General features: G+C 36.4%; 18 protein-coding genes. 17 read left to right on the forward strand and 1 reads right to left on the reverse strand.

The features are described 5' to 3' along the window. Nucleotides 1-153 precede the first annotated feature (153 nt). The 15 genes from NST38_RS12150 to NST38_RS12220 all read left to right on the forward strand — a co-directional run bounded on the left by NST38_RS12150 (nt 154) and on the right by NST38_RS12220 (nt 13,241). Complete coding sequence (locus NST38_RS12150; RefSeq protein WP_076249765.1) at nt 154-651, forward strand: DUF6933 domain-containing protein; 498 nt, start codon at nt 154-156, stop codon at nt 649-651. A 170-nt stretch (nt 652-821) separates the two neighbouring features. Next, nucleotides 822-1,613: a GNAT family N-acetyltransferase gene (locus NST38_RS12155; protein ID WP_083684238.1), complete on the forward strand. Its 792-nt coding sequence runs from the start codon at nt 822-824 to the stop codon at nt 1,611-1,613. Nucleotides 1,614-1,787: 174 nt separating this feature from the next. Then, on the forward strand, nt 1,788-2,507 hold the full coding sequence (locus NST38_RS12160) for a ferritin-like domain-containing protein (protein WP_076249764.1): 720 nt from the start codon (nt 1,788-1,790) through the stop codon (nt 2,505-2,507). Nucleotides 2,508-2,729: 222 nt separating this feature from the next. Next, nucleotides 2,730-3,134, forward strand: coding sequence for a hypothetical protein (locus tag NST38_RS12165; RefSeq protein WP_076249763.1), 405 nt, complete (start codon nt 2,730-2,732; stop codon nt 3,132-3,134). A 284-nt stretch (nt 3,135-3,418) separates the two neighbouring features. Then, nucleotides 3,419-4,078: an HAD hydrolase-like protein gene (locus NST38_RS12170; protein WP_076249762.1), complete on the forward strand. Its 660-nt coding sequence runs from the start codon at nt 3,419-3,421 to the stop codon at nt 4,076-4,078. A 398-nt stretch (nt 4,079-4,476) separates the two neighbouring features. Continuing rightward, entirely contained in the window at nt 4,477-4,917 is a 441-nt protein-coding gene (locus NST38_RS12175) for a hypothetical protein (RefSeq protein ID WP_076249761.1), read from the forward strand. Nucleotides 4,918-5,531: 614 nt separating this feature from the next. Further along, on the forward strand, nt 5,532-5,909 hold the full coding sequence (locus NST38_RS12180) for a hypothetical protein (protein WP_076249760.1): 378 nt from the start codon (nt 5,532-5,534) through the stop codon (nt 5,907-5,909). Nucleotides 5,910-6,714: 805 nt separating this feature from the next. After that, on the forward strand, nt 6,715-7,191 hold the full coding sequence (locus tag NST38_RS12185; protein WP_076249759.1) for a GNAT family N-acetyltransferase: 477 nt from the start codon (nt 6,715-6,717) through the stop codon (nt 7,189-7,191). Between the two features lie 272 nt (nt 7,192-7,463). Further along, nucleotides 7,464-8,090 carry a Type 1 glutamine amidotransferase-like domain-containing protein gene (locus tag NST38_RS12190; protein ID WP_076249758.1) on the forward strand — a complete coding sequence of 209 codons (627 nt, stop codon included), beginning with the start codon at nt 7,464-7,466 and terminating at the stop codon, nt 8,088-8,090. Between the two features lie 169 nt (nt 8,091-8,259). Next, nucleotides 8,260-9,096, forward strand: coding sequence for a Cof-type HAD-IIB family hydrolase (locus NST38_RS12195; RefSeq protein ID WP_083684237.1), 837 nt, complete (start codon nt 8,260-8,262; stop codon nt 9,094-9,096). Between the two features lie 202 nt (nt 9,097-9,298). Next, nucleotides 9,299-10,060, forward strand: coding sequence for a nucleotidyltransferase domain-containing protein (locus NST38_RS12200; RefSeq protein ID WP_076249756.1), 762 nt, complete (start codon nt 9,299-9,301; stop codon nt 10,058-10,060). Between the two features lie 106 nt (nt 10,061-10,166). Next, nucleotides 10,167-10,625: a VOC family protein gene (locus NST38_RS12205; protein ID WP_076249755.1), complete on the forward strand. Its 459-nt coding sequence runs from the start codon at nt 10,167-10,169 to the stop codon at nt 10,623-10,625. A gap of 184 nt (nt 10,626-10,809) precedes the next feature. Then, a complete protein-coding gene (locus NST38_RS12210) occupies nt 10,810-11,442 on the forward strand; it encodes a hypothetical protein (RefSeq protein WP_076249754.1) in 633 nt (210 codons plus the stop codon). Nucleotides 11,443-11,578: 136 nt separating this feature from the next. After that, nucleotides 11,579-12,379, forward strand: coding sequence for an inositol monophosphatase family protein (locus tag NST38_RS12215; RefSeq protein ID WP_076249753.1), 801 nt, complete (start codon nt 11,579-11,581; stop codon nt 12,377-12,379). 208 nt (nt 12,380-12,587) lie between these two features. After that, nucleotides 12,588-13,241: a lysozyme inhibitor LprI family protein gene (locus tag NST38_RS12220; protein ID WP_036670467.1), complete on the forward strand. Its 654-nt coding sequence runs from the start codon at nt 12,588-12,590 to the stop codon at nt 13,239-13,241. Between the two features lie 238 nt (nt 13,242-13,479). On the opposite strand, the gene NST38_RS31620 is transcribed toward NST38_RS12220, so the two are convergent. Continuing rightward, nucleotides 13,480-13,695 carry a hypothetical protein gene (locus NST38_RS31620; protein ID WP_339191610.1) on the reverse strand — a complete coding sequence of 72 codons (216 nt, stop codon included), beginning with the start codon at nt 13,693-13,695 and terminating at the stop codon, nt 13,480-13,482. A 25-nt stretch (nt 13,696-13,720) separates the two neighbouring features. Between NST38_RS31620 and NST38_RS12225 the strand changes: the two genes are divergently transcribed. Together NST38_RS12225 and NST38_RS12230 are read left to right on the forward strand one after the other, a co-directional pair. Then, the gene (locus tag NST38_RS12225) at nt 13,721-13,942 is read left to right on the forward strand and encodes a helix-turn-helix domain-containing protein (protein ID WP_174806439.1); all 222 of its coding nucleotides are present in this window, start codon (nt 13,721-13,723) and stop codon (nt 13,940-13,942) included. 186 nt (nt 13,943-14,128) lie between these two features. Beyond that, the gene (locus NST38_RS12230) at nt 14,129-14,530 is read left to right on the forward strand and encodes a GNAT family N-acetyltransferase (protein WP_076249971.1); all 402 of its coding nucleotides are present in this window, start codon (nt 14,129-14,131) and stop codon (nt 14,528-14,530) included. The last annotated feature ends 59 nt before the right edge of the window (nt 14,531-14,589 follow it).

A 14,589-nucleotide genomic window follows, 5' to 3' on the forward strand; every position in this document is an offset into this window, starting at 1 on the left:
TTAAGACAAATTGGAAGGTCACAGGCAGCATATAACATCATATTCACGCGGCGGGCATACGCCCTTGATCCGGCAGTCGCCGGACACTCGACATACGTCGAGTCGTGAATACGGGAACGTTAGACGAAATAGACTGTGAAAGGACATATATATATGATAACAATCTCATGTACCAAGAAGCTATTTGATGCTAGTTCTTTTGTCGAAGAACCAGACAACGAATTAGAGGACGAACTCTACAAGTGGCATGCCAATGTATTTCGAATGGCTAAAAAGAATAATTTAATTATTATGAATAATAAGACAAGGTATTGCTTTATTTTGTTTGGAATAAGAAAAGAGCACTATAAAAACTTTAAAGAGATATTTCTCCATGCACTGATAGAAAATTTAAAAGCAGAAGGAATCTCTGAACCTTTAATTAACAACTATATCAGTCATGCAAACAGCATTAAGTTCATCAAAACGTATGATAGAAGCGTCATTGGATCCATGATAGACATGGTTAAAATGACTGAATTCATGATTGAAGACTATTTACCCATACAAGAAATGAACATCATCGAATTAAATAAAATGAACAACGCGACTCCCTTAGTAAAGCTAAAAAAATTTCCAAACCAATTTATGAGGGAGGCTCTTAGTATGTGAGCCTACAGTCTACTTCGTCTAGCATAATATTCATGCTGCGGACATACGTCCTTGGTCCGGCATTCGCCGGACACCCAGCATATGCTGGGTCGTGAATACAGGAACGTTATACGAAACCACTCAGGAGTAATTGTATAGTTATATGCGGATCAAGGAAGGGGATAAATTGAATGATATTGAATTTGGAATTAGCGGATATTTTAGAAAAATCTGAAATTAATTATATGGTTGATCGAATGACTGCAATCAGAGAACGAGAAGGAAACCCTGAGGGAATTGAAATAAAACGATTCGGGGAGAGCACGGCGTTTTATAGTAAAACGATGCCATGGGGTCTTTTTAATAATGTAAAGGGAAGGATTTCTGAAGATGTCATTGAAGATATCTTAGACTTTTATAATGAGCGGGAAAGGAATTTTGAGATTCAAGTCATCCCGGGTAATATAAATCAAGAAGTTATGAAAAAACTCCATAATATAGGCTTTTATCAATCAGGATTTCATACAACGCTTTTTTGTGAACCTGGAAATCTAAATTCGTTTGATCATCATAAACTGGAAATTCGTGAACTACTCGAAGATGAGTTCGATACATATGCAGAAATTCATTGTTTAGGTACAGGATTATCACTTGATGGGAAAGAACACGTAGCTGCAAATAACCGAGTACTGTTTTCTCGTCCTGGATGGCACTATTATTTGGGGTTGGATCAGGGCTATCCAGTTGCAGTAGCTGTAATGTATATAGAGAACAATGTTGCTTCATTAACATTTGCGACAACACTACCTGAATATCGAAATAAAGGATTTCAAACAAATTTATTACTTAGACGAATTCATGATACCTACAACAATTGTAATCTCGTTGTTAGTCAGTGCTCATTTGGCTCGCAAAGCCATCGGAATATGGAAAGAGTGGGTATGAGAATTGGATATACCCGGGCAACATGGACAAGGAATTAATTGTGAGGGGGAATTTAGGCTGGCATCGCCTAACATAATATTCAAGCAGCGGCCCTTCGGAGCCTTGGTCTGCGGGGTAGATTTCGAAGAGGCTTTTCAGCAGACAACCCCTTCGGGTTTCATGAATACTGAAACGTTATTTGACATAAAACTATTACATTTTAGGAGAAAATAATGAATATCACTTTCTCGAAATGGGTGCAATATTATCGAAGAAATAATCAAAACCTCAAATATATTCATTGGGATGACAACTATAAATTAACAACTAATGAAAGAGAAATAATCATTAAGTCAATTCAACAGTTTCAATTAGGAGAAAACTCCGAAGGTAAATATCTAATTAAACGTGCGCAAGAATATGTACATCAGACGCAAGATCAGGATTACTATGAAGCGCTTATAGAATTCATTAAAGAAGAACAGAGGCACGCTAGAGATCTAGGCAGATTTATGAAGGTACAGGGAATCCCACTCCTTCGTAGACATTGGGTGGACAATGTATTTAGAAGATTACGTCGATATGCGAGTTTAGAACAATCAGTCATTGTTCTATTAACTGCTGAGATTATTGCTAAGTTGTACTATAAAGCCTTGCAAAAATCTACAAAGTCAGAAGTATTAATCGATTTATGTAATCAGATTTTAAGTGATGAGGAGAAACATGTTCAGTTTCAATCTGAAACACTTCATAAATTTGCTCAAAATAGAAGCGTTCTCTTTAACAGAATAGTTTATATCCTTCGTAGAATCCTTTTTGAAGGAACGCTAATTATAGTGTGGTATCAACATAAGCCTGTATTTAAATCTGGGGGATATAAACTCAAAAGTTATTACTATGAATGCCGTCATGAGTTTAACTTAACGAAGAAGATTATAGCTAATTCACAGTAGAGGTTTACGTCAGATAACATCAGATCCAAGCTTCGGGTCCTGACGCCCCCTGGGTCAGCACGTAGGGAATTGGCAGGGGCGACACATCCGCACCGACTAACCGCATCACGGCCGCCCTTAATGTGGCTTAAGTCGATGGGACGTAATGGATACAGTAACGTTATATGCAATCCCGGAGATCTAAGTTCCAATTGAGGATGAATGTATTAGGAGGGAAGGATGATGAATCATGGTATGGCATCATGGCAAGAACTGAAAATAGATTATGAAATTAATCAAATATCTCCCAATATATCAACTAGACTAGAAGATATTGAACTTATCCCTACGGGGCTTGGAATAAAAATACTCACTATCCTTATTGAATGGGCTTGCCAGCCACAAAATACCCACCCAATTGAAATAGCGAGGAAAAAGATTAAAACAATTCCTTCTGATTGGCTAATAGAACATCTTCCTAATGTAGCTAAAACAGCAATCTGTCTTGACGATGAATGGGAGTATCGTAGATTGTTAGAGCTACTTTCAGAGGCAATTCCAAAATTACTAGATTGGGGAATTGTATTGGGAATTAATTCTAAAAATGAAGGAATTAAAGAGGAAGCAAATGACTATAAAGAAAAATAACAGTTTTGTAGAGTGCAATGAAATGAGGATGTAGATGTGGATCGAAGAAGTCTGTAAAGCATATAACATCATATCCACGCATCGGACCTGACAGTCCTATGTTCACGAGAAGTGATTGGCAGGGAAGCAGATTCAGCGAACACTTCCTCACCGACTAACCACATCGCTTCCGTCTCTTGACGGAGCCTTAATTCAGTGGGGCGTTGTGAATACAGAACGTTTATTGAAATCAGCGTAAAAACAGTATAACAATTCATTATTTTATTTTGAATAGGAGTGAAATCATGCTGGAAGCGGTTATTTTCGATATGGATGGTACACTATTTCAAACAAACAAAATCTTAGAGTTATCGTTAGAAGAAACATTTACTATCTTGAGGTCTCTAAATGAATGGTCGAGTGAGACTCCAACTCAAAAATATCGTGAAATAATGGGTGTTCCTCTACCAGTAGTTTGGGAAACGTTATTGCCGAACCATTCAAATGAAATCAGACGAATTGTGGACGAGATCTTCCTAGAGAAACTAATTGCAAATATTAATAATGGCAATGGCGCCCTATATCCGCATGTCAAAGAAATTTTTAATTACTTGAAACATGAAGGCTATTTCATTTTTATTGCAAGTAATGGACTAAACGAATACCTTAATGCCATCGTTAACTGCTACAAATTAGATAAGTGGGTGGCAGAAACTTATAGCATCCAACAAATAGGAACTCAAAATAAGGATGACTTAATCGGTCATATTCTTAAAAAACATCACATCAGCAATGCAACTGTAGTTGGGGACAGGATTTCTGATTTCAATGCCGCAAAAAACAATGGGTTGAAGGCTATTGGTTGTCGATTTGATTTTGCCCAAGAAGGGGAGCTTGCACAAGCGGATTTTATTATTGACGGCTTACTTGAATTAAAAAATATATTTAAACATCAGGGAAACTAGAATGCTTTTGTAATTATATCGAAGAAGACGCTGAAATCCTATAACACCATATTTAAGCTGCGGTTACCCCTTGGTCACAATGATGTTTTTGGCAGGGGAGTTGATTCATGTGACAACTTGCTGCGCAAGTTCGTGAATACAGAACGTTATACGCAACCCTTAATAATGTTAAATCATGCAACCAATTAATAACAGATAATAAATATAGGTGAAAGAATACATTTACAAGGTAGCAGTTGAAAACCAGGATGAACGGAATATTAGAAGGTGTACCATATAACAATAAATTTCCACATCGTTAGTTATGCTCCTCGGTCATCAAGAGGAATACCAGAGAAGCGGATTCATAATAAAGTGCAAACTAAAGAATATTGCTATTATGCGAAAGAGAGGATCAAATGAATTATCATTTTGGTTTTTCATGGAAGGGTCTGATAATCTTTTTATTGCCAATGATACCAAATATATTTTATTTTTTAATTCCTGCGTCAGATATATCAGGAAACCATGCAAATAGCCATTTGATTTTAGATGTTTTGGAGCACGGAAGTCAGGCGATATTTTTCTTTCTTCTGATATTTGTTGTAAGAAAACAAGCATCTGAAGTGCGATGTCCGTATATAATTGGTATGGCAATTATGTTGATTTTTTATTATGGGCTATGGATATTGTATTTTACAGGCAACGCAAACTTTATTATTTTTTTGGGGATGGCCGTTCTCCCGGTAGTATATTTTATATTAGCTGAGATTTGGCTTCAAAATTATCTGGCTATTATACCAACAGTACTTTTTGGTATTGTGCATGTCATTAATACATATTTGTCTATTGCGAATTAAAGGGAGGACAACAATCCTCTTAAATTTTGATTGTGCGTTCAGCATGTATTCTATATCAAGGATTAAATCCCGAATGGTGAGGGTAGAAGTAAGCCATAGCTTAAGGCAGGGGTGTCCAACGTGAGCAGGAATCTGAATGAAGCCATTGGCAAATCTCCGGTCCGAGGAACACGAGCCTCTTATATGGCTAGCGTTCACTGGATGAAGTTACTACACAGACCAAAGTTGATACTGCTGAAGGCGTACGAGAGTAAATGAGGGGATCTTTCCTATGCGAAACGGATTTGATAGGAGCAAAAGATAGAACCAAAAGATAAAACACGTAAAGACATATTAAATATATAAAACACACAAGACATATAAGGATGTGGAATCGAAGAAGAAGGGGCAGCGTATAACAATGCATTTTTGCTTCGTCGCTGACGCACCTCGGTCTTCAAGAGGGATTTCGGACACATCCAACCAGCTAAGTGGCAAAGCCACCCGGACCTCCGGTCCTTAAGCCGTTTGGACGTCAGAAATGCGCAACGTTATACGCAATACCCTAAAATTAAGAAGAAACTAAAGAACAATAAAAGAAGAAACATAATAAAACTTAATTGAAGGTGATAATTATGAAAGAATGGGACTACAGTAAGCCTTGGTTTCATGGCTCGCCATTATTTCTAAATGAATTACTAGTCGGAAGCACAATAACCCAAGATCGAGAGTTAGCAAGAATCTTTTCGCAGAAACCATCTATTGTTTCTTTTGATGAGAATGGCGCAAGATTTCATAATGGTAAGTTATGTGGATACATTTACATAATTGATGAGGAAATTATAAGTGAGGATGTATATCCACATCCAGCAACTACCATGAAACCTGGTGAAGAATGGCTCATAAAAAGAGGATTAAAAGTACTAAAGATAGATGAAACAAAAACAAGAGCGGAAGAACAACTTTCAGAGGAAGAGGAGGTAGAATTATTGGAAAAGCTAAATAACAGATAGCCCATAGCTTAGTCACAGAAGAGGGCACTGCGTATAACAATATATTCACGCCTCGGGCCATTCGGCCCTAGGTCAGGCAGGGGAATTGGGAGCAGCCGGACAACCCTGCACTAGCTAAGTCCGTCAGACCCGGCTGTAGCCCTTAAGCCAGTGAGGGTTCGTGAATACAAGAACGTTATCTGTAAGATTGAAAAATGATTAAAACTGTAAAAAGTAAAAGTATATATTATCTAATTATAGAGTTAATTCAATTGCAACGTTCTGTTGCTAGAGGGGTAAGTGATCAAGGTGCTAATTTTGATCCTGCTTATAATTATTGTTATGGGAGTAGCAATTATAGATGGGAGATTAAAAAAGAAACTTGAAAATGATAAAAGAATTATTGAAAGATTAGATGTGTTAATTAATGAAGTGAGAGATATCCGTAAAAAATAGAGAAATAATAATCACAAAAGAAAATAAAGGTTTATTGTTAATTGTAAATCGCTGAAACCTATCAAATTCAAATCAGATGGAAAATAGGATTAAGTGGACTTGTTTACAAAATGTTAATAAGAAATATTATGATTATCAATAAATAAGTTATAATTCAACGTGTTATTTCTGCTCGAAGAAAGTCAATCCATCAGATAACATAATATTCAAGCTGTGGCTCCGATGGAGTCTTGGTCTGCGGGAAGGAATTCAGAGAGGCAATTCAGCAGACAACCGTTGGGGTTCATGAATACAGGAACGTTAGATGAAATCCCCAATCAATAAAGACTAATACTTTTGAGTGCATTTCATTTTTAAGGGGGAAACATAAATGATAGAACTTAGGAAAATAACATTTGATAATTTTTCAGAATGTCTGGACTTAAGAGTTGAGGAAGAGCAAGGCAGATTTGTAGCATCTATTATATATACTCTTGCGGAATTGTATGTTGTTATAACAAATAAAAGCAGTTTTATTCCAATGCCATATGCGATTTATTGTAATGATAAGATGGTTGGATTTATCGCAATGTCATATGTTATTTCTGAGAGTGAAGATTCTGAAAATTATTATGACATATATAGATTTATGATAGATAAACGATATCAGCGCAAAGGATATGGCAAAAAAGCAATAGAAAAGTCAATTGAGTTACTTCGAACTTTGCCGCATGGAAAGGCCTCAGAAGTCGTGATTCTTTATTCGCCCGAGAATAAGGTAGCAAGGAAACTTTATTCTTCTCTTGGTTTTGTAGAAACAGGGGAGTTAGATGAAGACGGCGATATTTTCGCAAAACTGATCATATAAAGCAAGCAGGATTTCTATGTAGTAATTCGAAAAAATAAGGTGAATCATCTAATATCATATTAACGCATCTGGTATTCGCCCTAGGTCGCTAGGAGGGATATCGAGGGAGATGTGTCAGGCGACAATCCTGCACTGACTAAGTCCGTCGGACCCGTGCTGTCGCGCTTAAGCCAGTGAGTGTTCGTGAATACAAGAACGTTATAGGAAATCAAGAGAAAGCTTAATTAAATTATAAAGATTAGATAAATCATTAGTTAAGGACGGTGATTTCAATGAGTAGCTTGTTACTAACCTCTTGTGGTTTTTATACTGAAGATATTAAAAATCAATTTCTGGATTTTATTGATGGAGATATTTCTCAATTAAAAGTCTCAATTATTACAACAGCATCCCCTAGAAAAGAAACTAATAGATATGCACAAAGAGCAATGCAAGAGTTTAAGGACATGGGATTTCAGCATATCAATTTTGTAGATATTGAATTTGATGACCCGCAAATACTCTTACATAGAGATGTTATATATATTAATGGTGGGAATCCATTTACACTATTGTATTACGCTAAGAAAAGTGGTGCTGATGAAATTATCAAAACACTGGCCGCACAGAATGTAATTATAGTTGGAGTAAGTGCAGGAACGTTATTACTGGGGCCGAATATTAACATTGTCGATTTCTTTACTCCACAGATGAACACAATGAATTTAACGGATTTTAAGGCATTAGGTGTAACAGACAAGCTTATTTTTCCTCACTATGATCGAGAGGACATATTTAAAGATAGTACTAATAAAACAATTGAAGAGAGAATAGTAGAATTTGAATGCAATGAGAAATGTAAGGTGACAAGGCTTAAAGATGAAGAATATATCTCAATATTAATGAACCAAGCACATTGAAAGTGATAAATTCATTGAATGTAGCTCGAAGAAGCCCCTAAAATCTTGCCAACACCGTATTATCGCTGCGGGGCTACGCCCCTTGGTCTGCCAGAGGGTTCCGAGGAAGTAGCGTGGCAGCAGACACAACTCCTGCGAGGCTAAGTCTTCGACCCAATCTCTCGGGTTCGTGAATACAACAACGGTAGATAAAATAACGAAGAAGTTTATATTGGGAGTTGATTCATTGAAGTATTCAACTGTAGTTCTTGACTTGGACGGAACATTATTAAATTCAAAAAAAGAAGTATCTAAGAGAAATGTAGATGCGGTCTTATCTTGTTATCAGAAAGGAATCAGAATAATATTTGCAACAGCTCGACCGCCCAGGGCGGTTAATTGGTTGCTTCCACAAGGATTAGTAGATATCGGGGCTTTTGTATATTACAACGGAGCTCAAGTGATATGTAAGGAAACCAAGATAGAAATTAATGAATCAATCCCTGCTAATGTAACTACAGAAATTCTTGATTACTGTTTGAAGTGTGACCCTCAAATTGAACTGACTATGGAAGTGAAGGATGAGTGGTTTAGTTTAAGAGAGCTTGATTATATTAGCTCAATGAACACACAATCAAACCCCATAGTAAAACCCTTAAAAGAATTAAAGCAATATGATGCCACGAAGATACTTCTGACTGGCAATAATCACAATTCTGGATTGTTTGAAAAATTCGAGGGTAGAGTGAATATACTAATTACGGATAATAATAAATTAGTACAAATCATGCCTCTTCTGGCATCTAAGGAAATGGCAATTACTAAACTCTGTGAATTATATAATGTAGAATTGGATTCCGTTATTGTATTTGGTGATGATCATAATGATGTAGGCCTCTTTAAGATGGCGGGATATTCTATTGCTATGGGGAATGCGATTAGGGAATTGAAGGAAATTGCTGATGAAATAACCGTTAATAATGATGAAAACGGTGTTGCTGTAAGTTTAGAAAGATTTTGTGGGTAACTCAAGGTTACTTTATCTAACAGTACATTCATACACCGTCTCACTTGGTCCTCGGTCGCCAAGAAGGATATCGGAGAAGTTAATTAAGGCGACCCATTCAATCAGCTAAGTCTATTAACCCGTTCCCTACGGTAAGCTGCTTGAACGTCAGGAATACAACAACGTTTAGCCGAAAGAAGTTCTTATTTTAGGAGGGGTCTATATGATATTAGAAAAAGTTATAAATAGAATTGCAATACAAAGTGAATATAAAGATTTGGTTGATAAGTATGTGGATCATATTCTTAACGAATTCAAAGATAAGATTCATAGCATTTATATGTGTGGCTCGATTCCCAAAGGAACGGCTCAACCTTTTAAGTCAGATGCAGACTTTACTATTGTATGTGCAAATCCCCAAGATATTGATTACGAAAGATTGTCAAATATCAAAGACAGGCTGTTGGAAGAATATCCATTCGTCACTAAGATGGATACGATCATTTGCTCGATTGATGATGTATTAAGTAGACCGAATGATTGGGGTTTTTGGATTAAGATTATTTGTGTTTGCATACATGGGGAGGACATTGGTGAAAAAGTACCCCCGATCATAATTTCTCCAGAATTCATTTTAGACTTAAATACAGATACTAAGGAGGAAGTAGATCGTGTACATCGATCACTTTCTAATGTTAGTGATCACTCAATGAAAACTAGATATATTAAAGGTTACTCTAAGAGATTAATTCGTGCATTATATTCTTTGGTTTTAGAAGATACAGGGGTATGGGAAGATGAAATCATTAAGATGAAGAATGCCATATTAAACTATTGTGAGATTGACTCCGCTTTAGTTGAGTATCTATATGCTTGTTACTTGGATAGTAGCAATGTACTTGTTGAAGAGTTTTTGAGAATTGCAGATGAATTATATCGCTATTTTGAGAATGCTTTAAATACAATGGCTGCTTCCAGAAATTGATCGTAATCACCTTGAGAAGCGAGTGACCACATTCAGCCCCTTAGCCCGTCGGGACATCGCCAATACAAAACGTTATCTGAAACTTGCAAGATTGAAAGGAGAAAATATGATACTTGGGTTGTATGAAGCACATTTACCAGTAAGTAACTTACATCAATCTATCGAATTTTATTCTAAATTAGGATTAGAGCTGGCCTGGAGAGATGATGATACAGCGTTCTTCTGGATTGAAAAAGAAAAGAGTTGGGTCGGTCTATGGCAAGGCAAAGAGCATAAAACTTCTTATCATCCATCATTAAGGCATATAGCATTTCGAGTTAGTTATGAAGATCTTAGAGACAGTGTGAAATGGCTTCAAACTATTGAAATAGAGCCTGTCCCATTTGGAAAAAGAGATTCAATAAATCCATTTGTAAGGCCTAATCAGGGAAATGCTTCAGTCTACTTCAATGATCCAGATGGAAATAGTTTAGAATTAATGTGTTTTGTAAGTGTCCCTGAAAACTTAAAGAATATATCCAATAAATTATCAATCGAAGAATGGGAAGACCTTTTGAAGAGATAAAAACTAAAGAATGTATTTGGGGATTTAAAAGAGGTATCAGCATCAGATAACATAATATTCAGGCTGCGGCTCCTTCGGAGCCTTGGTCTACCGAATGAAAGCGTTTCATAAAAAATATTAAACTAAGTTGAACGTATGAATACAGAAACGTTAGGCGAAATAATGCTAGTGGAAGGAGATTTAAATGCATATTAGAGGAGTAATTCTTGAGGGGTACTCAAATGCCGGGAAGACTTCAGTATTAAAAGCAATTAAACGATATCAATCACAAGAAGAATCCTCAGAACGGAGCGTAGTTATCCTTGGAGAACATTATACTCAAATTTTGAATAATAAACATGGAGAATATGTAAGTCTAACCCGAGAAGGACATATTGAGTTACTTAAAGAGCGGGTTGAAATGCTAAAGAAACTTAACGAATGGGCAATTCAACTTGGTCCTGCATCTAGAGGATCTAGGGGACTATTTTATGTTCTGGAGAGGTTTCACTTAAATCATAGAGCTGCATTTGTAGATTCGGATTTGGATGAGATAAATAAAATAGAAGAACAGCTTGAGTCTTTAGGTGCCAGGTGTATTTTGCTTACAATCTCGCCCGAAGTTGTAGAAGAAAGAATTAAAAGTAGACAACCAGAAGAATGGATCTATAAAACAGAAGAAGAAGTAAGATCGTCGGTAAGTGAATTATTAAGAATCCAAAATGTATTAAGACATCAAGCTCAAATCTCAAGAGTGCCAACAATAGAAATCAATACAGATGATAAGAATTGGGATGAGTATGTAAGGGTAATCATGGAGGGCAACGACATTGCCTAACCAGATGTTCAAGCATTGTCGCTAGTGCTCCTTGGTCGGGTAGAAACTATAAACAGAAGAATGTATCCAGCCAGTCGTCGTGAACACAAAATGTTAGATGAAATCAGTTAAAATCAAAATCAATATGAGGTGCGTAATGGATCGTAAGATTATTCAAACCGCAAAAGAGATAGCAATAAGAATTATTCGCGAAGCAGGTCTAATCTCTAAAGAGAAGTTTGATAACTTTGTTGAACTGAGATCTAAAGATGAATTTGGGGATGTGGTTACTGAAGTAGATCATATCTGTGAAGAAATCATCATCAAACAAATACAAGGCGTATTTCCAAATCATCAGATACACAGTGAAGAGGCAGGGCTTATCGGAACTAAGCACGATTGGTTATGGTTAATTGATCCTTTAGACGGAACTAATAATTTTGCGATTGGTTTACCTGTTTTTACGATATCAATTACCTTAATGTACAAAAGAGAGCCTGTGCTTGGAGTGGTCTATGAACCTCTAACAGAACGTTTATTTGTATCTGTTATTGGTGAAGGGACAAGCTGCAATAATCGACAAATACAAATTAAGAGTAACCCGAATATTTTCAAAGGAAATATAGGTTGGATTCAAGGTCACAGAGTACAAAACGACCCACAAGCAGTAAAACTAAGACAATACATTGATATTAGATTTAAACGAATGTTAAGATTGTGGGCTCCAACGCTTCAATGGTGTATGTTGGCCAAAGGAGATATTGATGGAATTGTTCTGTACAATTCTGAAGGTGATGACTTGTATTCAGGTATCTTAATGGTTAAGGAAGCAGGGGGGCTTGTTATAGATTTTGAAGGAAATAAGTTTAATGGAATGAAAGAAGAACCTTATTTAATTGCATGTCACCCAGACCACAAAGAAGAACTATTGAAAATTGTAAGAGAAGGATTGAGCTAACACCTAGAAGCAACTGACTTCGGCTAACATTATATCCACGTTTGGGAGCCTGACAGTTCCTCGATCGGCGAGAAGCAATCGGCAGGGAAGAGAATTCAGCGGACACATCCGTACGACTAACCGCATCGCGCCCGCTCCAATTGGTCGCTTAAGTTGGTGGGAGGGTCGTGGATACAGTAACGTTATGCGCCATTAAAGGAGATAATTTATGAAAGGTAAGATACTCTTATTAGTTTTTATTACAATAGTGTTTTCATCTTGCCAAAATAGTAGTCAATCGACTACCTTGAACAGCGAAACTAAATCAAAAATGAATTCTGAACTGCCTCCTGATGAAGAGAGTACAGGTAATGGAACAGAACCGAAAGAAATAACTGAAGGTCGATCAGATGCTTCTAACAATGAAGTGTTATCCATGAGCATTGGGAACTATGAATTGAAAGGAGAATTTTATGATGAAATGCTTCGAAATCCTATAGATCATGATTATGAAGTGGAATTTAATGAGGCTCAAAATTCAAAAGAGATTATTACAACAATGGGATGGGGGGCGTTGGAAAGTAAATATACAGAGATTTGGGATAAAGAGTTGAATCAAATATATAAAAAGCTTCGTTCTAAGTTGGATAGAGAACCAAGAGAAGCACTAATCGAATCGCAGAAAGAATGGTTACAGTATCACTTAAAGGAAACAAAATTTGTAGAGAAGGCATTTATTAATAATGGTTACCTTGGATCAAAAGGATCGGTAAGCCTAGGCACGGTTATACGGGAGAGAATTAGGGAAAGAACAATGCAATTATTTGAATATCGATATTTGTTAGATGGTGAAGTTGAGTTTTTATACCAAAGTAAAAAATAAAGTTGGAATGTTTATTATAGGTTCTAGGTGATGCTTCGAAGAGAGTAACGGCGCATAATAATGTATTCAAGCTGTAGGGATACCACCCTTTGGTTGTAAGATGTATAATCATGGAAGAACACTTAGAAAATACGACTCAGCTTAAGATAAGAGCTATCTAAGGCTGGGTATTTTCGTGAACGTGCAGGACGTTATACGACAGAATCAAAAACAATAGAAAAGAGGGTCATATAGCCCTCTAAATACTAGAATTCTGCAATACACTAAATAGTTGTAGGGCATCTTTGCAACCTTGTATGTAGATACTTCTTTCTAGGATGGATTGGAGTGAGATTTGTGCGTCTTCGTAAAGAAAAACTGTATGTTGAAGTTTATCGGGCAAAGCATCACGAAGTGTTTTAAAATATTCATCTGTCTCCACAGAAAGCTGAGTGTACTCCCTATGACACTCCAGAAGATAGAATTATGGAGGGAAAAAGATGAACATAATCAAATGTAATATACGAGAACTCATGGCAGAACATCGAATAGATGATATAACAGAATTGATGGCAAAATCGGGCTTAAGCCGGAATTCGATCAATAAACTCTATAGGGAAACAAATATAGAAACAACAAAGCTGGAAACCTTATTCAAGCTATGCGATACATTTAATTGTAAATTATCTGATTTGATTGAATACGTACCAGGAGCAAAATAAATAGTGAAGGTCGATTTGAGAAACGATTCCGTCCTATAACATAATATTCATGCATTGCTCCTTCGGAGCCTGGGACTGCGGATGGATTTCGAGAAAATTTTCAACGGACACCCCCCTTTGGGGTTCATGATTACAGAAACGGTATCCAATACTCTCAATCAAAACAACAAGCATAGGAGCAATATTATGACAATCATTTTCAAAGAAATAAAAGACATTGATACACAGGCAATTCAAGAACTGTTTCATTCGGTGGACTGGAAATCAGGAGATTTCCCAGAAGATCTTAGACAAGCAATAAACAACTCGCATACGGTTATTACTGCATGGGATGATAACAAATTAGTTGGTTTAATAAATGCATTGTCTGACGGCGTGATGACAGTATATTTTCATTACATGTTAGTACACAAAGAATATCAATCATTAGGAATTGGAAAGAGAATGATGGAACAAATGCTTAGTCGATATTCTAATATCAAGACAAAAGTGCTTATATCTTATGATAGTGCAGAAAAATTCTATGGATTATTTGGATTTAAGCCAGAAGAAGGAACTAAAGCCATGTTTATTTCAGATATGGTATAGCATTGAAGTAAAGATTCCGATCAGATGAGAATTGATTATAGATGAATTTGTTTTTGAGA

Origin of the sequence: Paenibacillus sp. FSL H8-0104 (genome assembly GCF_038050215.1) — a bacterium.
Classification (GTDB): Bacteria; Bacillota; Bacilli; order Paenibacillales; family Paenibacillaceae; genus Paenibacillus; species Paenibacillus amylolyticus.

Excerpts from the sequence above, each read along its gene's own strand:
- NST38_RS12150 (WP_076249765.1), top strand. The coding sequence starts at position 154 with ATGATAACAATCTCATGTACCAAGAAGCTATTTGATGCTAGTTCTTTT.
- NST38_RS12155 (WP_083684238.1), top strand. The coding sequence starts at position 822 with ATGATATTGAATTTGGAATTAGCGGATATTTTAGAAAAATCTGAAATT.
- NST38_RS12160 (WP_076249764.1), top strand. The coding sequence starts at position 1,788 with ATGAATATCACTTTCTCGAAATGGGTGCAATATTATCGAAGAAATAAT.
- NST38_RS12165 (WP_076249763.1), top strand. The coding sequence starts at position 2,730 with ATGAATCATGGTATGGCATCATGGCAAGAACTGAAAATAGATTATGAA.
- NST38_RS12170 (WP_076249762.1), top strand. The coding sequence starts at position 3,419 with ATGCTGGAAGCGGTTATTTTCGATATGGATGGTACACTATTTCAAACA.
- NST38_RS12175 (WP_076249761.1), top strand. The coding sequence starts at position 4,477 with ATGAATTATCATTTTGGTTTTTCATGGAAGGGTCTGATAATCTTTTTA.
- NST38_RS12180 (WP_076249760.1), top strand. The coding sequence starts at position 5,532 with ATGAAAGAATGGGACTACAGTAAGCCTTGGTTTCATGGCTCGCCATTA.
- NST38_RS12185 (WP_076249759.1), top strand. The coding sequence starts at position 6,715 with ATGATAGAACTTAGGAAAATAACATTTGATAATTTTTCAGAATGTCTG.
- NST38_RS12190 (WP_076249758.1), top strand. The coding sequence starts at position 7,464 with ATGAGTAGCTTGTTACTAACCTCTTGTGGTTTTTATACTGAAGATATT.
- NST38_RS12200 (WP_076249756.1), top strand. The coding sequence starts at position 9,299 with ATGATATTAGAAAAAGTTATAAATAGAATTGCAATACAAAGTGAATAT.
- NST38_RS12205 (WP_076249755.1), top strand. The coding sequence starts at position 10,167 with ATGATACTTGGGTTGTATGAAGCACATTTACCAGTAAGTAACTTACAT.
- NST38_RS12210 (WP_076249754.1), top strand. The coding sequence starts at position 10,810 with ATGCATATTAGAGGAGTAATTCTTGAGGGGTACTCAAATGCCGGGAAG.
- NST38_RS12215 (WP_076249753.1), top strand. The coding sequence starts at position 11,579 with ATGGATCGTAAGATTATTCAAACCGCAAAAGAGATAGCAATAAGAATT.
- NST38_RS12220 (WP_036670467.1), top strand. The coding sequence starts at position 12,588 with ATGAAAGGTAAGATACTCTTATTAGTTTTTATTACAATAGTGTTTTCA.
- NST38_RS12225 (WP_174806439.1), top strand. The coding sequence starts at position 13,721 with ATGAACATAATCAAATGTAATATACGAGAACTCATGGCAGAACATCGA.
- NST38_RS12230 (WP_076249971.1), top strand. The coding sequence starts at position 14,129 with ATGACAATCATTTTCAAAGAAATAAAAGACATTGATACACAGGCAATT.